The 21,282-nt window shown below is 60.8% G+C and carries 19 protein-coding genes; 15 read left to right on the top strand and 4 right to left on the bottom strand.

Annotated features, from left to right (window positions below; genetic code table 11):
- Positions 1-3: 3 nt before the first annotated feature.
- A complete protein-coding gene (locus JTP94_RS29980; RefSeq protein ID WP_204854056.1) occupies positions 4-1,650 on the bottom strand; it encodes an MFS transporter in 1,647 nt (548 codons plus the stop codon).
- Positions 1,651-1,658: 8 nt separating this feature from the next.
- Positions 1,659-2,102, bottom strand: a complete 444-nt coding sequence (locus JTP94_RS29975) for a MarR family winged helix-turn-helix transcriptional regulator (protein ID WP_204854055.1) — start codon at positions 2,100-2,102, stop codon at positions 1,659-1,661.
- Positions 2,103-2,447: 345 nt separating this feature from the next.
- On the opposite strand from JTP94_RS29975, the gene JTP94_RS29970 reads away from it, so the two are divergent.
- Together JTP94_RS29970 and alr are read left to right on the top strand one after the other, a co-directional pair.
- A complete protein-coding gene (locus JTP94_RS29970) occupies positions 2,448-3,944 on the top strand; it encodes a replicative DNA helicase (protein ID WP_037193951.1) in 1,497 nt (498 codons plus the stop codon).
- A 113-nt stretch (positions 3,945-4,057) separates the two neighbouring features.
- Positions 4,058-5,221 (top strand): alanine racemase, encoded by a 1,164-nt coding sequence (gene alr / locus JTP94_RS29965; protein WP_204854054.1) that lies wholly within the window; start codon positions 4,058-4,060, stop codon positions 5,219-5,221.
- Positions 5,222-5,285: 64 nt separating this feature from the next.
- Here alr and JTP94_RS29960 read toward each other — a convergent pair whose 3' ends face one another.
- Positions 5,286-5,921 carry a LysE family translocator gene (locus JTP94_RS29960; RefSeq protein WP_204854053.1) on the bottom strand — a complete coding sequence of 212 codons (636 nt, stop codon included), beginning with the start codon at positions 5,919-5,921 and terminating at the stop codon, positions 5,286-5,288.
- Positions 5,922-6,075: 154 nt separating this feature from the next.
- Here JTP94_RS29960 and radA point away from each other — a divergent pair, with 154 nt between their 5' ends.
- The 12 genes from radA to rarD all read left to right on the top strand — a co-directional run bounded on the left by radA (position 6,076) and on the right by rarD (position 18,151).
- Complete coding sequence (gene radA, locus JTP94_RS29955) at positions 6,076-7,479, top strand: DNA repair protein RadA (protein WP_034507782.1); 1,404 nt, start codon at positions 6,076-6,078, stop codon at positions 7,477-7,479.
- 91 nt (positions 7,480-7,570) lie between these two features.
- Positions 7,571-8,194: a CvpA family protein gene (locus JTP94_RS29950; RefSeq protein ID WP_163986268.1), complete on the top strand. Its 624-nt coding sequence runs from the start codon at positions 7,571-7,573 to the stop codon at positions 8,192-8,194.
- 163 nt (positions 8,195-8,357) lie between these two features.
- Complete coding sequence (gene purF / locus JTP94_RS29945; RefSeq protein WP_204854052.1) at positions 8,358-9,842, top strand: amidophosphoribosyltransferase; 1,485 nt, start codon at positions 8,358-8,360, stop codon at positions 9,840-9,842.
- A gap of 70 nt (positions 9,843-9,912) precedes the next feature.
- Positions 9,913-10,653, top strand: coding sequence for an SDR family NAD(P)-dependent oxidoreductase (locus JTP94_RS29940; protein ID WP_204854051.1), 741 nt, complete (start codon positions 9,913-9,915; stop codon positions 10,651-10,653).
- 225 nt (positions 10,654-10,878) lie between these two features.
- Positions 10,879-12,270: a cysteine--tRNA ligase gene (gene cysS, locus JTP94_RS29935; protein ID WP_204854050.1), complete on the top strand. Its 1,392-nt coding sequence runs from the start codon at positions 10,879-10,881 to the stop codon at positions 12,268-12,270.
- Positions 12,267-12,746 carry a GFA family protein gene (locus JTP94_RS29930; protein ID WP_204854049.1) on the top strand — a complete coding sequence of 160 codons (480 nt, stop codon included), beginning with the start codon at positions 12,267-12,269 and terminating at the stop codon, positions 12,744-12,746. The genes cysS and JTP94_RS29930 overlap by 4 nt, the downstream gene beginning before the upstream one ends.
- On the top strand, positions 12,743-13,234 hold the full coding sequence (locus JTP94_RS29925) for a GFA family protein (protein WP_204854048.1): 492 nt from the start codon (positions 12,743-12,745) through the stop codon (positions 13,232-13,234). The genes JTP94_RS29930 and JTP94_RS29925 overlap by 4 nt, the downstream gene beginning before the upstream one ends.
- Positions 13,227-13,703 carry a GFA family protein gene (locus JTP94_RS29920; RefSeq protein ID WP_204854047.1) on the top strand — a complete coding sequence of 159 codons (477 nt, stop codon included), beginning with the start codon at positions 13,227-13,229 and terminating at the stop codon, positions 13,701-13,703. The genes JTP94_RS29925 and JTP94_RS29920 overlap by 8 nt, the downstream gene beginning before the upstream one ends.
- Entirely contained in the window at positions 13,700-14,659 is a 960-nt protein-coding gene (gene pip, locus JTP94_RS29915) for a prolyl aminopeptidase (protein ID WP_204854046.1), read from the top strand. Before JTP94_RS29920 ends, pip begins: the two co-directional genes overlap by 4 nt.
- 91 nt (positions 14,660-14,750) lie before the next feature.
- A complete protein-coding gene (gene cimA / locus JTP94_RS29910; protein ID WP_204854045.1) occupies positions 14,751-16,367 on the top strand; it encodes a citramalate synthase in 1,617 nt (538 codons plus the stop codon).
- 165 nt (positions 16,368-16,532) lie between these two features.
- Entirely contained in the window at positions 16,533-17,093 is a 561-nt protein-coding gene (locus JTP94_RS29905) for a hypothetical protein (RefSeq protein WP_204854044.1), read from the top strand.
- A 146-nt stretch (positions 17,094-17,239) separates the two neighbouring features.
- The gene (gene rarD / locus JTP94_RS29900; RefSeq protein WP_204854043.1) at positions 17,240-18,151 is read left to right on the top strand and encodes an EamA family transporter RarD; all 912 of its coding nucleotides are present in this window, start codon (positions 17,240-17,242) and stop codon (positions 18,149-18,151) included.
- A gap of 28 nt (positions 18,152-18,179) precedes the next feature.
- Here rarD and JTP94_RS29895 read toward each other — a convergent pair whose 3' ends face one another.
- Positions 18,180-18,803, bottom strand: coding sequence for a TIGR00730 family Rossman fold protein (locus JTP94_RS29895; protein WP_204854042.1), 624 nt, complete (start codon positions 18,801-18,803; stop codon positions 18,180-18,182).
- Between the two features lie 155 nt (positions 18,804-18,958).
- Here JTP94_RS29895 and JTP94_RS29890 point away from each other — a divergent pair, with 155 nt between their 5' ends.
- A complete protein-coding gene (locus tag JTP94_RS29890; protein WP_204854041.1) occupies positions 18,959-20,974 on the top strand; it encodes a LysM peptidoglycan-binding domain-containing protein in 2,016 nt (671 codons plus the stop codon).
- Positions 20,975-21,282 lie beyond the last annotated feature (308 nt).

The following is a 21,282-nucleotide window of genomic DNA, read 5'->3' as shown; positions in this document are numbered from 1 at the left end:
TCCTCACGGGTTGGATGCCATGGTCTGCGGCCGATCTTCAGCGAGCCGAGTTCTGACGAAGCGGAAGAATATATGCAGCGAAAGTCCGGCAAGCGACACAAAGGCGATCGCTGCCGCAACAAGGAAAGCATCACCATAGGCGAGCATGTTGGCCTCGCGGGTCACCTGCGCGCCGAGCAGCGCAAGCCCCTCTCCCTTGAGGATTGCACTGTCGCCGATCACCTTGCCGTAAGATGATGAAAGCTGGCTGACGCGTTCGGCCACATGCGGATCGGTCAGCAGCACCCGCTCGGTCAACACGGCGGAATGAAATTTCTCGCGAATGATGATCAGCGTGCCGTAGAACGCCGAGCCGATCAGACCGCCGACGCTTTGCGTGAAGGTGAAGATGACGAAGAAGGTCACCAGATAGGCCGGCCCCTTCGACAGAGCCGCCTTGAAGCCCACCGACATGGATGGCGGCAGGAAAAGTGCTGCGCCGGCGGCCACCATCGCCTGACTGAGATACATTTGTTCCGGCCGGGTCAGGTTGGTCACCTGCGAATCGATGAGGGAACCGACCCCCATCAGAATAAGCGCGACGAACTGGATCTGCCAGCTTAACCCATAGGTCATCAATACAGCGCAGATGAGCCCGCCGATGACCGAGAATGCCAGGATGATCCAGTACAGCATGGAGAGCTGGTCGTAGAGCAGCCCGACAGCATTCTGATAGAAGGTCACGACGACCGAAGTCTGCTCGGCGGCAATCAGGCGAAATACCAGCAGGATGCCGGTCAGGTGCAGCATCTCCGGCCGCAACAGCCAGCGAACATCGATGAGCGGTGTCGATCTCCTTAGATCGACGACGATAGCAGCGGTCACCGAAGCAATGCCGATCGCCAGCACGATACCGAGCCAGGGCACCTCCAGCCACCAATAGAGGCGGCCCACCGACAGAACCACCGCCAGACAGCCGAAACCGATGGCAACCAGCAGGTAGCTGAAAATATCGCCGAGAACGATGACCTTGACACGCGGCGGCGGCGTCAGCGGCAGCAGGTAGATGATCGGCATGACAAGCAGCGCCAGAGCCATTTCGAGAGTATAGAGGCCGCGCCATTCGCCATAGTCGAGAAGCGAGGGCGACACGAGGCGAGTGATCGGCGCGGCGAGCAGCGTGTTCGTCATCGCCAGGCTGACGCCAACCGTCATCTTCTTGGCCGGCTCGAAGGCTTCCAGCATGTAGAGGAAGCCGAGCGTCGACAGTGGCGCACCGGCGATGCCGCTCAGGAAACGGACGACGATCGCCGAATGCAGATCGGAAACGAAGAGATTGAGCAGCGAAGCAACGATGAAACCGAGAATGCTGACCTCGGCGAAATTACGCACCCCGTATTGCAGCCGGATCTTCACCAGCGCGATGGCGAGACTGACGTTCGGCGCCATGTAGGCGGCGGAAAGCCATGCCGATTCGGTGGTTGTGGCGGCGATGGTTCCCTGGATCTGGGTCAGATTGGCGAAGGCGAGGTTGAGGCCCAGGCCCTGCGTCAGGAAGAACATGACGGATGCAGCTATATAGAGCGGCACTTTCCAGCCCGGCATGGGCGGTGGAGCGGCAGGGACGGCGATGGCTTCCACTTTGGGGACCGGGCCCGGCTCGCCGCTCATGCACTACCTCATGACTTGCCCACATTCTGAAGGTTAGCGGTCATGGCGCGGATAACTTTGAGCGCCATGCTGATATCCTCATCCGAAATCCCTTCCAAGATATCCGCGCGCACACCGGTGGCAAGAGCCTCGACCTCGGCAGCGACGACTTTTCCGGATTCCGTCATGAATATCTGCTTGGCGCGACGATCTGATGGTACGGCGCGGCGCTCGATGAAGCCTTGCGCCTCCATGGCATCGAGGATGCGCACGAGCGTTGGCGTCTCGAGCTCAAGTTCGTCGGCGAGCTCCCGCTGATTGATCCCGTCACGACGCGAGAGCTTATGGAAAACCCTTGCCCGAGCGAGCGTCATCCCATGCTCACGCACGAGCGCATCAAATGCCGCTCTCAACTTACGATTGAAAGAGGAAACTTCGTCGAAAAGCTCACGTCTTGATGGCGCACCGGACATTTATTGCAACTCTATACTATTAGCATCCTACCCTATTTAGGCAATAACCGGATTTTCTTATCTTTTCAAGCATCATAGCCGCACAGTTGATGCGCCTAGCGAAATACCCGGTTAAAATGCCCCATGGATGACTTGCATAGGTGATTCGTGTGTCGGGCCTTGCGTTGCAAAGTGGCGACAAGGGATTTTTTATACGGCCGAAACTTGTCCCTGTGGACGAGTGGAACAATGTTGATAGCGGGGCCTGATTTGCCCTCGTTCACCAAAACGACGTATTTGCACGGTTGACCATGACAACGCTTCATCGCAAACCATTCGATACTCCAAAGTACGAAGAGATGGAAAATGAACGAAGCTGCGCGCAAGCTCGCCGCCATTGCTCCCGCCGAACAGCACTATCGCGAAGCGCCTAACAATATCGAGGCGGAGCAGGCTCTTCTCGGCGCCATCCTCGTCAACAACGATGCCTATTATCGCGTCTCCGACTTCCTGAAGCCTATCCATCTCTACGAGCCGCTGCACCGGAAGATCTTCGAAGTCGCCGGCGACATCATTCGCATGGGCAAGACCGCCAACCCGGTGACCATCAAGAGTTTCGTGCCGGCGGAGGAGAAGGTCGGCGACATGACGGTCGCGCAATATCTCGCGCGCCTCGCCGTCGAAGCCGTGTCGATCATCAATGCCGAGGATTACGGCCGCGCCATCTACGACCTGGCGCTGCGCCGGGCGCTGATCACCATCGGCGAGGACATGGTCAACATCGCCTACGATGCGCCGCTGGACATGCCGCCGCAGACGCAGATCGAGGATACCGAACGCCGGCTGTTCGAGCTCGCCGAAAACGGCCGCTACGACGGCGGCTTCCAGGCCTTCAACGACGCGGTGGCACTGGCGATCGACATGGCGGCTGTCGCCAAGGAGCGCGACGGCGGTCTCTCGGGCATTTCCACGGGCATCCACTCGCTCGATAGCAAGATGGGCGGCCTGCAGCGGTCCGACTTGATCATCCTCGCCGGCCGTCCCGGCATGGGCAAGACATCGCTCGCCACCAATATCGCCTACAATATCGCCGCCTCCTTCGAAGGCGAAGTGCAACCGGACGGCTCCACCAAGGCCAAGAACGGCGGCGTCGTCGGCTTCTACTCGCTGGAAATGTCGTCGGAACAGCTCGCCACCCGTATCATTTCCGAGCAGACGGAAGTCTCCTCGTCGAAGATCCGTCGCGGCGATATCAACGATGCGGATTTCGAGAAGCTTGTGGCATGCTCGATGATGATGCAGAAGGTGCCGCTCTTCATCGACCAGACCGGCGGTATCTCCATCGCCCAGCTTGCCGCTCGCGCCCGCCGGCTGAAGCGCCAGCGCGGCCTCGACGTTCTGGTCGTCGACTACATCCAGCTCATGACCGGCTCCAAGAAGTCTGGGGAAAACCGCGTCCAGGAAATCACCGAAATCACCACGGGCCTGAAGGCGCTCGGCAAGGAGCTCAACGTTCCGATCATCGCGCTATCCCAGCTCTCGCGTGCCGTCGAAAGCCGTGATGACAAGCGGCCTCAGCTTTCGGACCTTCGCGAATCCGGCTCGATCGAGCAGGACGCCGACGTGGTGCTCTTCGTGTTCCGCGAGGAATATTACGTGAAGAACCAGGAACCCCGCGATCCGGCCGATCCGAAATATGCCGAATGGGAAGCCCTGTTCGACCGCGTGAAGGGTACGGCCGACGTCATCATCGCCAAGCAGCGTCACGGCCCCACCGGCACGGTGAAGCTCGCCTTCCAGTCGGAATTCACGCGCTTCGCCGATCTCGCCGATTCCTCCTTCCTTCAATATGAAGAGCACTGACAAAGGCGGTAGGCGGTGCACATATGTGCCGCAGCACTTTTTCTTTTCATCGATGATCACTATCCTGGCCGGAGCGAAATCATCTCCGGCCATTTCTTCGTTAAGGCGGCTCCATGACAGACAATTTCGATGACAACGACGCTTTCGCTTCCGCCGGCCTGCGGCTGACGGTGGATCTCGGCGCGCTTGTCGAAAACTGGCGCGAGATGGCCCGCCGCTCGGGCAACGCCCGCACCGCCGCCGTCGTCAAGGCGGATGCTTATGGACTGGGGATCGAGGATATCGGCGAAACCCTCTATTCGGCCGGCGCCCGCGATTTCTTCGTCGCTACCGCTGACGAGGGCGCAACGCTCCGGCTCTACGCGCCGGAGGCGCGCATCTTCGTGCTTTGCGGCATCTGGCCAGGGATGGAGCGAACATTCTTCGAGAACGATCTCGTTCCCATCATCGCCTCCGAGGAGCAACTGACCTTCTGGATGTCGGTGCTGTCGGAGTATGGCGACTATCCTTGCGCGCTGCAGGTCGACACGGGTTTCAACCGGCTAGGCCTGCCGATGGAGGACGCACTGGCGCTCGCCGACGACGTCTCGCGCCCGGCAAGCTTCGCGCCGGTGCTTGTCATGAGCCATCTTGCCTGTGGCGACGATCCGTCCAATGCGATGAATCGGCAGCAGCTGGAGGCCTTCCGCAAGGTCAGCACGGCCTTCGAGGGGATCGAGGCGAGCCTTGCCAATTCGGCCGGCATCTTTCTCGGGCCGGAGTATCATTTCGATCTTACCCGCCCCGGTATCGCCACCTATGGCGGCGAGGCCGTTCCCGGCATGGCCAATCCGATGCGGCCGGTGGCGACGGCAGAAGCCCGGATCATCCAGACACGCTCCGTCAAATCAGGCGAAACGGTGAGCTACGGCCGTGCGCTTCAGCTGACGCGCGACAGCCGGCTGGCGATCGTCTCGGCCGGCTATGCCGACGGTTATATGCGCAGCCAGTCGAGCGCCGGCGTGCCGCTGCGCCAGGCGGGCATTGCCGGCGGCCAGGGCTTCATTGCCGGGCACAAGGTGCCCGTCGCCGGCCGCATCACCATGGACCTCACCATCTTCGACGTGACCGACCTTCCGGACCATCTGGTTCGCGCCGGCGACTATATCGAGCTCTTCGGCAGCAATATCCTGGTTGATGATGCGGCACGAGCCGCCGGCACGATCGGCTACGAGATGCTGACGAGCATGGGGCTGCGGCACGAGCGGCGCTACATCTCGGAAGAGACCGAGGAATAGCCCTGTCTTCTTGTTTTCCGCATTCCGGACGGAAAACCGCTACGCACTTTTCCTGAAAATGCTTTTAGCGCACACTGATCGCCAGACGCACACCCAGGGCAACGAACAGCGCGCCCAATCCACGATCGAGCCACAGCCCGACGCTGCGATTGCGCCGCAGCGCCTCGGTCAGGCGACCGCCGAGAAGGATGAGCGGCGGCTCGATGAACGCAGCCACGACGATGATCAGGCTGCCATGCAGCAGGAGCTGCGCCCAGACCGGGCCGGCGCCCTCGACGACGAACTGCGGCAGGAAGGCGAGAAAGAAGATCGCGACCTTCGGGTTGAGCAGCGAGACCAGGATGCCCTGCCGGTAGATGCGACCCCACGATAAAGCCTTGCCGGCTTCCTTGATCCAGGCACCCTCACCTTTCGAGCGCAATGCCTGTATGCCGAGCCAGATCAGATAGGCGGCGCCGACCCACTTTATCGTCGAGAAGGCAAGCGCCGAGGCGGCCAGGATCGCCGACAGTCCCGCTGCCGCCATCAGCACATGCAGGCAGGCGCCGCTCCATATGCCGAACAAGGCAGCGAAACCGGAGCGCATGCCGCTTCTGATCGTGTGGCCGAGAATGAAGGCGATATCCGGCCCCGGCGAGAGGTTGAGCAACGTCGCGGCGGTCAGAAAAGCGATCCAGTGGGCAAGCGAATAGTCAAACATCGGTCATCATCCATAAAAACCCAGCATAAAGGCTGACATGATCGGCGTTGATACGGAAATCATTAGTTTTGATAGGCCGCGAAAGACATTATCTGTCAGCCGATCGCGATTCGCCTCGAAGAGCGGAGCATTTGAACTTTGAGACCAGCATCCGATGGCTAAGGGCCGCACACAATTCATCTGCCAGAACTGCGGCACGATCCACAATCGCTGGGCGGGCAAATGCGATAGCTGCGGCGCATGGAACACCATCGTCGAGGAAGATCCGATGGGCGGGATCGGCGGCGGTCCGACAAAGACGCCCAGGAAGGGGCGGCCGGTGACGCTGACCTCGCTTTCGGGCGAGATCGAGGAAGCACCGCGCATCTTCACGGGCATTTCAGAGCTCGACCGTGCCACAGGCGGCGGTTTCGTGCGCGGCTCGGCGGTCCTCGTCGGTGGCGATCCCGGCATCGGCAAGTCGACGCTGCTGATGCAGGCAGCCGCCGCGCTCGCCCGCCAGGGGCACAAGGTCGTCTACGTCTCGGGTGAAGAAGCCGTGGCGCAGGTTCGCCTTCGCGCGCAGCGGCTGCAAGCGGCCGATACCGACGTGATGCTGGCGGCAGAAACCAATGTCGAGGATATCCTGGCGACGCTTGCCGAAGGCAAGAGGCCGGACCTCGTCATCATCGATTCCATCCAGACTCTCTGGAGCGAGCTTGCCGAATCGGCTCCCGGCACCGTCACACAGGTGCGCACCGGCGTGCAGGCGATGATCCGCTTCGCCAAGCAGACGGGTGCTGCGATGGTGCTGGTCGGCCATGTCACCAAGGACGGCCAGATCGCCGGCCCCCGCGTCGTCGAACACATGGTCGACGCCGTCCTCTATTTCGAGGGCGATCGCGGCCATCACTACCGCATCCTGCGCACGGTCAAGAATCGTTTCGGTCCGACCGACGAGATCGGCGTCTTCGAAATGTCCGATCAAGGCCTGCGGGATGTAGCGAACCCGTCCGAACTTTTCCTTGGCGAGCGTAATTCGAAATCGCCGGGAGCCGCCGTCTTTGCGGGCATGGAGGGCACGCGGCCGATACTGGTCGAAGTGCAGGCACTGGTCGCCGCAACATCGCTCGGCACGCCCCGGCGCGCAGTGGTCGGCTGGGATTCGGCGCGGCTGTCGATGATTCTCGCGGTTCTCGAAGCGCATTGCGGCGTTCGCCTCGGCCAGCACGATGTTTACCTCAATGTCGCCGGCGGTTACCGCATTTCTGAGCCGGCTGCCGATCTTGCCGTCGCCTCTGCACTGGTTTCCTCTCTGGCTGGTCTTGCCCTTCCCGCAGATTGCGTCTATTTCGGCGAAGTCAGCCTGTCGGGCGCCGTCCGGCCGGTTGCGCACACCGCCCAGCGTCTCAAGGAAGCCGAGAAGCTGGGATTTTCTACGGCCCTCCTGCCTGCTGCTTCCGCCGACCTGCCGAAGGTCAATGGCGGACGCTGGAGTGAGGTTGAAAGCCTGCCGGACCTGGTGGCGCGCATAGCCGGATCGAAAGGCGCACTTAAGCGTGCGGAAGATGAAGACTGAGCCTTACTTCAGCCGTCCTTGACGTAGAAGAGGCTCATACTGAGGCCGATGCCCGCCAACATGGCGTGGCAAGTCTTGAAGTGGATTATACATGCCCATTACGATTTTCGACGGTATTGTTATCGGCGTTCTTCTGTTCTCCGCCGTTCTGGCCATGGTCCGCGGGTTTTCCCGCGAAATTCTTTCGATCGTCAGCTGGGGCGGCTCGGCCGTCGCCGCTTACTATCTCTATCCCCTGCTCGTTCCCTATGCCCTGCAATACAAGGCCGACACCAAGATCGCGACGATCGCCTCGGCCGCCGTCATCTTCCTGCTGGCGCTGATCATCATTTCCTTCATCACCATCCGGATCGCCGATTTCATCATCGACAGCCGCATCGGCGCACTCGACCGGACGCTCGGCTTCCTGTTCGGCGCGGCTCGCGGCCTGCTGCTGATGGTCGTGGTGGTGGCCTTCTGGAATTGGCTTGTCGCACCCGCCGCCCGCCCGGATTGGGTCAACAACGCCAAGTCGAAGCCCTTCCTCGATTCGATGGTCGAAAAGCTGAAATCGGCACTTCCTGAAAACGTCCAGGCGATGCTGCCGCCCGAGATCATCAACAAGATCGCTCCCAATCAGCAACAGCAGACGCAACCCCAGGAAGGTGGCGACAACGCTACGCCGAACGATACCGCGCCCTCCGATGATGCACCGGCGCCGCAGACAAACAATTGACAATGCGTTTACAGGCTTGACCCGCCGCGTGATAATCGCCATGTGAGCGGCATGAAACTGGAAGATCCGGCCCGATATATTTTCCGGCCGGATTTTCAGCTATTCTAGTATCCAGTCGTGACGCCGCCCGATCCGCCCACGTTGAGAGCAAAGGCCCGCAGCCATGAACCATTCCCTATCGATCGAGAATGATATCGACGGCGACACGCTGCACGAGGAATGCGGCGTATTCGGCATTCTGGGACACCCGGATGCGGCGACGCTGACGGCGCTCGGGCTGCATGCCCTGCAACATCGCGGCCAGGAAGCGGCCGGCATCGTCTCCTTCGATGGCCAGCGCTTTCATTCGGAGCGACGGATGGGCCTCGTCGGCGATCACTATACGGATCCTGCCACGCTTGCCCGACTGCCTGGCGACCGGTCGATGGGCCATGTGCGCTATTCGACCACGGGCGAAACCATCCTGCGCAACGTGCAGCCGCTGTTCGCCGAACTGGAAGTCGGCGGCATCGCGATCGCTCACAACGGCAATTTCACCAACGGCCTGACCATGCGCCGGCTGTTGATCGCCGACGGCGCCATCTGTCAGTCGACATCCGACACCGAAGTCGTCCTGCATCTCATTGCCCGTTCCAAGCAAGCCTCCTCCTCGGATCGCTTCATCGACGCCATCCGCCAGATGGAAGGCGGCTATTCGATGCTTGCCATGACGCGTACCAAGCTGATCGCGGCGCGCGACCCGATCGGCATCCGGCCGCTCGTGATGGGCGAGCTCGACGGCAAGCCAATCTTCTGCTCGGAAACCTGCGCCCTCGACATCATCGGCGCGAAATATGTCCGCGACATCGAAAATGGCGAAGTCGTCATCTGCGAGATCCAGCCCGACGGCTCGATCACCATCGATGCCCGCAAGCCCGAGGCCACTCAGCCCGAGCGGCTTTGCCTGTTCGAATACGTCTATTTCGCCCGTCCAGATTCGGTGGTCGGCGGCCGCAACGTCTATGTCGCCCGCAGGAACATGGGTATCAATCTTGCCAAGGAATCTCCTGTCGAGGCCGATGTCGTCGTCCCCGTGCCGGATGGCGGCACGCCGGCTGCCATCGGCTACGCGCAGGAAAGCGGCATCCCCTTCGAGCTCGGCATCATCCGCAACCACTATGTCGGCCGCACCTTCATCGAGCCGACACAGCAGATCCGCGCTTTCGGCGTCAAGCTCAAGCACTCCGCCAATCGCGCCATCATCGAAGGCAAGCGCGTCATTCTCGTGGATGATTCCATCGTGCGCGGCACGACCTCGGTGAAGATCGTGCAGATGATCCGCGAGGCCGGCGCCCGCGAAGTGCATATCCGCGTCGCCAGCCCGATGATCTTTTATCCGGACTTCTACGGCATCGACACGCCGGATGCCGAAAAGCTGCTTGCCAACCAGTATGGCAGCCTCAAGGCCATGTGCGATTTCATCGGCGCCGATTCCCTGGAGTTCCTGTCGATCGACGGACTCTACAGAGCCGTCGGCGGCGAGCCGCGCGACAATGCGCAGCCGCAGTTCACCGATCACTATTTCACCGGCGATTACCCGACGCGTCTGCTCGACCGGGAAAGCACCAGCAACGTGCGCAAGCTCTCCATGCTTGCAAGCAACGGCTGACCCCCGGCAACTGCTGACAAGGGGCGCTTTTTCGCCCTTTCTCTTTCCCACGCATTCGGATCAAGGCAGCATGAGCGTCAACCTCAAGGACAAGATCGCCCTCGTTACCGGCGCGTCGCGCGGTATCGGCTATTTCACGGCACTGGAACTCGCCAAGGCCGGCGCGCATGTGATCGCCTGCGCCCGCACCGTCGGCGGACTTGAGGAACTGGACGACGCCATCAAGGCGGCCGGCGGCTCGGCAACGCTCGTGCCCTTCGACCTCTCAGACATGAACGCCATCGACGCACTTGGCGCATCGATCTTCGAACGCTGGGGCAAGCTCGATATCCTTGTCGCCAATGCGGGCGTGCTCGGGGTGATATCGCCGATCGGCCATGTCGAGGCGAAAGTCTTCGAGAAGGTGATGACCGTCAACGTCACCGCCACCTGGCGGCTGATCCGCTCCGTCGAGCCGCTGCTGATGCGCTCCGATGCAGGACGCGCCGTCATCCTGTCATCGGCCGCCGCCCATCGCTGCCGGCCTTTCTGGGGTCCGTATTCCGCCTCCAAGGCCGCCGTCGAGGCGCTTGCCCGCACCTGGGCCGGAGAAGCCCAGAACACGCCGCTGCGCATCACCAGCGTCGATCCGGGTGCTACCCGCACTGCCATGCGCGCCCAGGCCATGCCCGGCGAGGATCCGGACACGCTGCCGCATCCCCGCGAGGTCGCGAAGGCGATATTGCCGCTCGTCGGCCCCGATGTCACCGAAACCGGCAAGCTCTTCGTCGTGCGCGAGAACAAGCTCGTCGACTATCGGATGCCGGAATAAAAAACACCCTCTCCCCGGGCGAGAGGAGGCCTCTCCCCACTTGACCAAATTCTTCCGGCGCGCGATAAAGCCCGCCATGAAAACGGTTATCTGCATTATCTGCCGGAAAATTATTCGCTAGCGTTTCGCTGGCCTGGCCGTTTTCGTCTCCCAAAATCCAAGATGACAAACGTTCCGGCCGGCCGGTGACGATTTTTTTCGGATCTATGCCTTTGGGAGAGTGAAATGGGCGCCGAGCCGCAACTGAAATTCTACAACACGCTGACGCGTAAAAAGGTCGACTTCCAGCCGATCGACCGCGATAACGTCCGCATGTATGTCTGCGGCCCCACGGTCTATGACTTCGCCCATATCGGCAATGGCCGCGCGGCCATCGTCTTCGACGTGCTCTTCCGGTTGCTGCGACAGGTCTATGGCGAAAGTCACATCACCTACGTGCGCAATATCACCGATGTTGACGACAAGATCAACGCGCGGGCGCTGCGCGACCATCCCGGCCTGCCGCTCAACGAGGCGATCCGCCTGGTCACGGAAAAGACTGACAAGCAATATCAGGAGGATACTACCGCGCTCGGCTGTCTTGAGCCGACTGTGCAGCCGCGGGCGACTGATAATATCGCCCAGATGATCGACATTATCGAGAAGCTGATCGCAAGAGGCCACGCCTATCAGGCGGCCGGCGAAGTGCTGTTCGACACCAGGTCGATGGCCGATTACGGCCAGCTTTCGAAGCGCAATCTTGACGAGCAGCAGGCAGGCGCACGCGTCGCGGTCGACGAACACAAGAAGAGCCCGGGCGACTTCGTGCTGTGGAAGCTCTCCGACGAGAACGAGCCCGGCTGGGAAAGCCCCTGGGGCCGCGGCCGTCCGGGCTGGCATATCGAGTGCTCGGCCATGAGCGGACGCTATCTCGGCGATGTCTTCGACATTCATGGCGGCGGGCTGGACCTGATCTTCCCCCACCATGAGAACGAAATCGCCCAGTCGCGTTGCGCGCATGGCACGCATGCGATGGCGAACGTCTGGATGCACAACGGCTTCCTGCAGGTCGAAGGCCGTAAGATGTCGAAATCGGAAGGCAACTTCGTCACCATCTATGAGCTGCTGCAGACGGAAAAGCTCGGCGGCCGGACCTGGCCGGGCGACGTGCTGAGGCTCGCCATGCTGATGACGCATTACCGCGAGCCGATCGACTTCTCCGTCAAGCGTCTGGAGGAAGCCGAGCGGCTGATCGCCAAATGGCCGGCAGCGGATGTCAGCGGCGCGGCACCTGATGCGACGGTTCTCGCCGCCCTTGCCGACGATCTCAACACCGTCGTCGCCATTCAGGCGCTGCATGCTTTGGCCCAGGCCGCCAATGCCGATGCCAGCCTCCTGCCGGTCTTTGCAGCGAGCGCCACCCTGCTCGGCCTGCTACCGAAGAAGGCGGAAGTCGATGAAGCCGTCGCCTCCGAAATCGATGCCAAGGTGCGGCAGCGCCTGGAACTGCTGAAGGCGAAGAACTTCGCCGAGGCAGACAAGGTCCGGGACGACCTTCTGGCAAGGGGCATTCAGTTGAAGGATGGCAAGGACCCGGCAACGGGTGAGCGCATCACGACTTGGGAGGTCAAGCGGTGAGTGCGACCTACACAGGCGGCTGTCAGTGCGGTGCGGTTCGCTTCCAGGTGCGGGGCGAGCTGAAGGATGCCTCCATCTGTCATTGCCGCATGTGTCAGAAGGCCTTCGGCGCCTATTACGCGCCGTTGGTCTCGACCCGCGGCGGCGAGCTCACCTGGACACGCGGAGAGCGGAAAACGTTCCAGTCCTCCAACTACGTCAAGCGCGGCTTCTGCGGAGATTGCGGCACGCCGCTGACCTATGAGGCGCCGGATGGCGTGGCGGTGGCGGCCGGTGCCTTCGACGATCCCTCGCAGCTGCCGCCCGTCGTCCAGTACGGCACGGAAGCCAAGATCGATTTCGTCGACCGGCTGCATCTGCTGCCGGGACACAGGACAGAAGAAGATGCGGAACAGGCGCCCTTCGTGCTGGAGCTTGTGTCGTACCAGCACCCGGACCACGATACGGCAGCATGGCCAGCGGAGACCGGTCAATGACGATGACGGCGGGATATAGCGGTGGATGCCAATGCGGCGCGGTTCGCTATCGCACCGCCGGCGCGCTCGGCTATCCGCATCTCTGCCATTGCCGCATGTGCCAGAAAGCATCAGGCAATTACGCCCTGCCGCTGGGCAGCGCTAAACGCGCCGACTTCGAACTGACGCGCGGCGAACCTTCATGGTTTCATTCGTCCGATCTTGTGCGCCGTGGCTTTTGCGGCACCTGCGGCACGCCATTGTTCTATGATATTCCGGGCACGGATTTCATCAATGTCACGCTTGGCTCGCTGGATGAGCCGATGGCGGTCCAGCCTGTCGCGCAATCGAACCCTGCGGCAAAGATGCCGTGGTTCCACGCGCTGGATGTGTTGCCGATGGAACCGGATGAAGATGGCTCCGATCGCGCTTCGTCGATCCGGCTATCCAACCATCAACATCCCGATCACGATACCTCAACCTGGCCACAGGAGAAGCGCCATGACTGAAGTCACCAGAAGCGGAGGATGCCAATGCGGCGCGGTGCGGTTTCGCATTCGCGGCGAGCTCGGTCGCCCATCGATCTGCCATTGCCGCATGTGCCAGAAGCAGTTCGGCAGCTTCTTCTCCGCCCTCGTCACGGCGCCTGACGATGGTTTTGAATGGACCCGCGGCGAGCCGACCTATTTCCAGTCTTCCGTGAACATCGACCGCGGCTTCTGCAAGAACTGCGGCACGCCGATGACCTATCGCCATCCCGGCGGCCTGGAGCTTGCCATCGGAACCTTCGACGAGCGCGACGATCTCGCGCCGCAGATCCAGGTGAACCATGCCTCGCGGTTGCCCTGGGTGGAGACCATCTTCGAGAAGCCCGTGCATCAGGATCCTGATTTCTATGCCCAGCAGGAGCGGATCATTTCCTTCCAGCATCCCGATCACGATACGGACGTCTGGCCGGCCGAGGGACTGAAAATATGACGGAGATACTGCGGTCGTTCTATCCGGAAATCGAACCCTATGCTTCCGGCCATCTCGATGTCGGTGATGGGCATGTCATCTATTGGGAGCGCGTGGGAACGCCCGGCGCCAAGCCGGCGGTCTTCCTGCATGGCGGTCCGGGCGGCGGTATCTCGCCGAGCCATCGCCGCGTGTTCGATCCGGCGCTTTACGACGTGACCTTGTTCGACCAGCGCGGCTGCGGACGATCGACGCCGCATGCCGGCCTTGAGGCCAACACGACCTGGCATCTGGTTGATGATATCGAGCGGCTTCGCGAAATGGCCGGCGTGGAGAAATGGCTTGTCTTCGGCGGCTCCTGGGGCTCGACGCTGGCGCTCGCCTATGCCGAGACGCATCTGGAGCGGGTTTCGGAGCTGGTCGTGCGCGGCATCTACACGCTTACGAGGGCCGAGCTCGACTGGTATTATCAGTTTGGGGTCTCGGAGATGTTCCCCGACAAGTGGGAACGGTTCGTCGCGCCGATCCCGCCGGACGAGCGCCATGAGATGATGGCCGCTTACCATCGCCTGTTGACGCATCCGAACAAGGCCGCCCGTCTGGAGGCCGCCAAGGCATGGTCGATCTGGGAAGGCGAGACGATCACGCTGCTGCCGGAACCGTCCGTCAGCCTCCAGTTCGAGGACGCGGAATATGCGCATGCATTCGCGCGTATCGAGAACCACTTCTTCGTCAATGCCGGCTGGCTCGAGGAAGGTCAGCTCCTGCGCGATGCGCGCAAACTGAAGGACATTCCCGGCGTCATCGTCCATGGGCGCTACGACATGCCCTGCCCGGCAAAATATGCCTGGGCGCTGCACAAGGCCTGGCTCAAGGCGGAGTTTCATCTGATCGAGGGCGCGGGCCATGCCTCGTCCGAACCGGGGATCTTGGACCAGCTTATCCGGGCAACGGATAAGTTTGCTGGGAAAGTCTGACCTCGGAAGGCCCCTCACCCCAGCCCTCTCCCCGTTGACGGGGAGAGGGAGCGACTGAGCAAGAAGAAACCGGCTCGCCGGAGGAAACAGTATGACACGCGAAAAAATCTATCTCTTCGACACGACGCTCCGCGATGGCCAGCAGACGCCCGGCATCGACTTTTCCGTCGAGGACAAGATTGCCATTGCGACCATGCTGGACGAGTTCGGCCTGGATTACGTCGAGGGCGGCTATCCCGGCGCCAACCCAACCGACACGGCCTTCTTCGACGAGAAGCGCACGAAATCTGCCGCCTTCGTCGCCTTCGGCATGACCAAGCGCGCCGGCATTTCCGCCTCCAACGATCCCGGCCTTGCCAGGCTATTGCAGGCGAAGGCGGACGCAATCTGTTTTGTGGCCAAGAGTTGGGACTATCACGTCAAGGTGGCGCTCGGCTGCACGAACGAGGAAAATCTCGAAAGCATCGCCGAGAGCGTCAAGGCTGCCGTCAACGCCGGCAAGGAAGCCCTTGTAGACTGCGAGCACTTCTTCGATGGCTACAAGGCCAATCCGACCTATGCGCTCGCTTGCGCCAAGACGGCCTATGAGGCGGGTGCGCGCTGGGTGGTGCTCTGCGATACCAATGGCGGCTCGCAGCCGCCGGAAATCCGCGCCATCGTCGAAGCCGTCATCGCCTGCGGCGTTCCGGGACACTGTCTTGGGATCCATGCCCATAACGACACCGGCCAAGCGGTTGCCAATTCGCTTGCCGCCGTCGAGGCCGGCGTGCGGCAGATCCAGGGCACGCTGAATGGTATCGGCGAGCGCTGCGGCAACGCCAATCTGATCACGTTGATCCCGACGCTGGCATTGAAACGCGCCTATAGCGAGCGCTTCGAAACGACGATCGATGCCGAGCGGCTCGTCGGGCTCACCAGCCTTTCGCACGCCTTCGACGAATTGCTGAACCGCTCGCCGGACCACCAGGCCCCCTATGTCGGCGCCTCGGCCTTTGCCACCAAGGCCGGCATCCATGCCTCGGCCCTGCTCAAGGACCCGCGCACCTACGAACATGTGCCGCCTGAAAGCGTCGGCAACTTCCGAAAGGTCATGGTTTCCGACCAGGGTGGCAAGTCGAACTTCATCAACGCGCTGAAGCGCCGTGGCATCGAGGTCGGCAAGGACGATCCCAAGCTCGACCAGCTGATCCAGATCGTCAAGGAACGGGAAGCCACGGGCTACGCTTACGAAGGCGCGGATGCCAGCTTCGAGCTGCTGGCGCGACGCACGCTCGGCACCATTCCGGAATTCTTCGCGATCGACGGCTTCCGTGTGATGGTCGAGCGTCGCTTCGACTCCCACGGCCGGGTGAAGATCGTCTCGGAAGCGGTGGTCAAGATCATCATCGACGGCCAGACCATCATGTCGGTCGCCGAAGGCGATGGCCCGGTCAACGCGCTCGACCTGGCGCTGCGCAAGAATTTCGGCAAATACCAGCACGAGATCGACGATCTGGAGCTTGCCGACTTCAAGGTGCGTATCCTCAACGGCGGCACGGAGGCCATAACCCGCGTCCTGATCGAATCCACCGACAGCGACGGCGTGCGCTGGTGGACGGTCGGAGTTTCGGAAAACATCATCGACGCCTCGTTCCAGGCGCTGATGGATTCCGTCATCTACAAGCTGATGAAGAACCGGCATATGGCAGGCAAGATCGCGGCGGAGTAGAGCATGGTTGCGACCGGACGGCTCCTGCAGCAGTTTGAAGCTCCGCAAGAGCATTATACTCTGCGAGTTCATCTGCAACATCTGAATCGCTAAAGCATCCCTCACTAATTCGATCCGTCGAATGCTGGATCTGAAGTTGAATATTTACCAACACACGGACGACGTATGGCAGCGACAACAGAATTTGTATTATCGAAACAACGCCTTCATGATGCTATTAGCTTCTTATATTCCGAGGGATGCCATGTCGTGCGTACCGGCGACGAGAAGAACGCGAACAAGACCGTATCAGATATCGACAATGCCTTGATCGATTTAGAGAAAGGCGCAATTTCCTTCTATTTTAAACATCCATCTTTTGCCGATGACGACTTTATAATTAAGGAAATCGACAATACCTATATGGGAAAGATATTTTGCGTAGGCATCCTTGACGGTAAGGGACATCTAAGGTTATCGGCAAATAATAAGAATTACTTTGCGAGAAACATATTTATAGTTTCGATGGGATACACTAGTTTTTTTGTTGAAAAGAGCGGAATTTATATTGATCCGCCAGCAGAACTAAAATCCTTTTATAAGAAGTTCTCCAAATTCCTGAAAGCAAAAACGCAGAGAATAGAAATCTTCTCTGGGAGAGGGATGTGGTTCGAGAACGCCGTTTTAGAGGATGAGCCGTCCGCGGTCCAAATCATTCAAGAGCAGTGGCGAACAAAGCGGGACTAATAGCTGACTGATATCTAGGTTGGAAATTTTACAGTCGCTCGCAAGACATCAAAAACCTTGACGATGCCGTCAAGGAAATGAATTGGCCACATCACCCGCATTGGAGTAATCCCGTCTCAAAGAACAGAATATGGCGGGAAACATTCATGGCCACCGATACGGTCGCCCCTGAGATCAAGAACGAAGACAGTGCACGTGGGTTCGGCTTCGTGCTGACGGCCTATCTCATGTGGGGCGTTCTGCCGCTCTACATGAAGGCGCTGGCGCATATCCCGGCGATGGAAGTCATCGCCCATCGCATCCTCTGGTCCATCCCCGTCGCGGGCGCCGTGCTGTTGGCGCTCGGCCGCATGGGTGACGTGAAGGCGGCGCTCAGCAATCCGCGCACCGTCGCAATGGCGTCGCTGACCGCGACACTTGTGACCATCAATTGGGGGACCTATGTCTGGGCGATCGGCGCCGGCCATTCGCTCGATGCGGCGCTCGGTTACTTCATCAACCCGCTGTTCAGCATCGCGCTCGGCTCGCTGCTGCTGAAGGAAAAGATGGCCCCGGTGCAGATCGTCGCGATCGGACTGGCTGCGGCAGCCGTCGTCATCCTCACCATCGAAGCGGGGACCCTGCCCTGGGTCGCGTTAACGCTGACCTTCTCCTGGGGCTTCTACGGCTTCTTCCGCAAAACGCTGTCGGTCGGCGCCAATCAGGGCTTCTTCCTCGAAGTGCTGCTTCTCTGCATCCCGGCGACGCTCTACATCGTCTATCTGGAGGCGCGCGGCGAAGGCCACCTTTATCGCACGGGCCTTACCGATACAGCACTCCTGCTTGGATGCGGCCTGATCACCGCCCTGCCGCTGATGATCTTTGCGAACGGCGCGAAGCTCCTGAAGCTGTCCACCGTCGGAATCATGCAATACATCGTGCCGACGATGGTCTTCCTGATTGCCGTCTTCCTGTTCAAGGAACCCTTCGGAACGACACAGATGATCGCCTTCTCGCTGATCTGGGCCGGTCTGGCGCTTTACAGCTGGTCGATGTTGAGGCGGAGCCGCGCTCGCTGACGGAATGGGCGGCAGTTGCTGGCGCCCTTCAGAGCTTGGAAATGACCGCCTCTTCACCGCCGCGGTCGCCTTGCGTTTCAGCGGCGTGCTTGCGGATGGCCGGAATGATGTCGGCGATCTTGTCGATGACCAGCGGCTGGACACGATGGGCGGTGTGAACGAAGCCTTCCTCCGTCATATGGCGGATGAGCTCCATCATCGGATCCCAGAAACCATTGATATTGGCGAAGACCATCGGCTTTTCATGACGGCCGAGCTGGCCCCAGGTCATGATCTCGACGATCTCCTCCAAAGTGCCGATACCGCCCGGCAGCGCCACGAAGGCGTCGGCGCGTTCGAACATGCCATGTTTGCGCGCATGCATGTCTGGCGTTATGATAAGCTCGTCCAGTTGACCGAGCGAATGGCGCGTCGCTTCCATGTCGACGAGAAATTCCGGAATGATGCCGGTGACCTGACCGCCGTGCGAGAGCACACCACTTGCGACAGCGCCCATGATGCCCTTCGTTCCGCCGCCATAGACCAGGCGCAAGCCGTTCTCGGCTATGCTTTTGCCCAGCTCGCGGCCGGCAGCCATGTAGGAAGAATCGCGCCCGGGCCTTGAGCCGCAATAAACGCAAATGGATCGAATTGGCGCAGAATCGTCGGTCATGGATGCAAACAACTATGCTGCAAATGCTCAGTCAAGATTTTTCGAAGGAAAACTTGTGCCCGGACATGCGAAAATGGCTTAGAAAGCTTGTAAAAACAGGCGAAATCGCTAGCAATTTCAGGAGTTGCGACGACTTCGCCGCCTGGAGATAAATAATGATGAAGAACCGTGCCGGTTGGCTGGCTCTGTTGGTGCTGGTAATTGCGACCATATTGATGGTCTTTTTCGTGATGCCGCGCATCAACGGTGACAAGAAACCGATCGGCGATGCGGTCAATCAGGCCAGCAACACGGTGAAGAATACAATCGAGGATAATGCGCAAAAGGCTGGCGACACAGCTCAGTCGACGCAGAATGCGGTGTCGAACGCCGCCAACACGGCCGATCTCGCCAAAAAGCTTACCGATCTGACGGGTGCCGCGACGGCGTCGCTTGCCGATCTCAAGGCGCTGTTCAAGGATGGCACGACGCCGAGCCAGGATATCTTCTCAGCCGCTAAGACGAAGGCGATCACGGCGCTTCAGTCGATCGTCGCTTTTGCGCTTCCCGCCGGCACGGACGCGACGGCGACCGGCCTCGTCACAAAGGTACAGGATGGCGCGAACAAGGCGCTTGCCATCGTCCAGTCACTTCCCGAAAACGCGGCCGAGGCCAGCGCTGCAATCGACAAGGCATTGGCGGCGCTGACCGGCGGCGCTGCACCAACGACCGAGGCAGCGGCGAAATCCCTGATCCCCTCGTTCGACGTGCTGCGTGTCGAACCTGATGGATCCACCGTCATCGCGGGCTCGGCCGAGCCGAACGCCAAGCTGGAGATCGTCGATGGAGAAAAGGTCGTAACCACGACCAATGTCGGTCCCAGCGGCGACTTTGCCGCGGTACTCGACAATCCGCTGCCACCCGGCGATCACGAGTTGGTGCTGCGCGCGACCGGCAAAGACGGCAAGCCCGTCAACTCCGAGGAAGTGGCCACCGTTTCCGTCCCGAAGGATGATTCGACGCAGCTGCTCGCCATGGTGTCGAAGCCGGGCACCGCCAGCCGCATCATCACGGCTCCCTCGGCCAAGCAGGGCCGCGTGACTGCCGCCGGGCAGAATGCGCCGGCAGCCAATGCTCAGGGCAATCCATCGGACGCCAAGCCGCAGCAGGACGGTAGCGCCGTGGCATCCGCCAACCCTGCCGCCGGCACGGCGACGGATGGGCAACCGGATGTCATGGTCAACGCCGTGGAAATCGAAAACGACCATATCTTCGTTGCCGGCACCACGAAGCCCCGCGCCAAGGTGCGCGCCTATGCCGACGACAAGCTGATCGGAGAGATCGCCGCCGGTGCCGACGGGCATTTCGTCGTCGACGGCGTGATGCCGCTCACTGTCGGCGACCACAAGATTCGCGTCGACGTGCTCGATGGCGCGGGCAAGGTCGTCGTGCGCACCAGCGTCAACTTCACCCGCCCCGAAGGCAATCAGGTGACCGTCGCCGCGCAGACGCCGGCGGCGACCGGCGCCCAGACGCAGTCGGTGGCCGCGGCCATGGTGCCGCTCGACGAGGGCGAGCTTGCCAAGCTCAGAGAAGGTGCCGGCAAGGCTTTCACACTGCTGAAGAGCCTGTTTACAGACGGCAAGCAGCCGAATGCGGAACAGCTTGCCGCGGCGCGCTCCGGCACGGAGATCGCGCTTAAGTCGCTTTCGGAATTCCGGCCGGCCATTGGCGCCAGCGCGGACCTGAAGAAGATTGCTGCCGACGCTTCGGCTGCCGCGCTCAAGGCGCTTACCATATTGCAGGCTCTTCCGAAGGATCCGAAGTCGGTCGGCGATGCGCTACCCAATCTCGAACAGATGATCGCGGCCATCACCGCTCCGGCACAAGCAGCACCCGCCCAGCCGAATGCGGAGGTCTCGTCCAACGAGAGCGGTCCGAAGACACTGGAGCAGGCTCCGCTCTCACAGGATACCAATGCCGTCATCATCCGTCGCGGCGATACGCTCTGGCAGATATCACGCCGCATCTATGGCGCCGGCGTGCGCTACACGACGATCTATCTGGCCAACGAGGACAAGATCAACAATCCGGACCGGATCCTTCCCGGACAGGTCTTCGGCCTTCCGAAGGACGCGCTTCCCAACGCCGAAGAGCTTCATCGCAAGCGGCTTTCGGGTGGGCATCTCTAGAGCAATTCCAGGAAAAGTGCGTAGCGGTTTTCCGTCCGGAATTGCGTAAAAACAATAGCCTAGAGCGGCTAGGCGATTCCGTGAAACGCCTAGCCGCTCTAGGCTACCCGTACCTCTCTCGACAACGTCATGCATCGGCCAGGCGCCTTCAACGCCTGGCCGATGCTTTTACGCAGCATAAAAATAGTATAAGCGTCGCGCGACCCTCATCGCCTTCGCGTGACGGCCGCGCTTTTGCATGCGAAGGCAATCCCAGCCGGGCTACCCCAGTGGTCGTCGACGTCCGGCTGCCTCGATTATTCGCCGGA

Origin of the sequence: Martinezella lusitana (assembly GCF_016901135.1) — a bacterium.
Taxonomy (GTDB): Bacteria; Pseudomonadota; Alphaproteobacteria; order Rhizobiales; family Rhizobiaceae; genus Rhizobium; species Rhizobium lusitanum_D.
The sequence above is the reverse complement of the archived record's forward strand: the minus strand, read 5'-3'. Positions and strand labels throughout refer to the sequence as shown.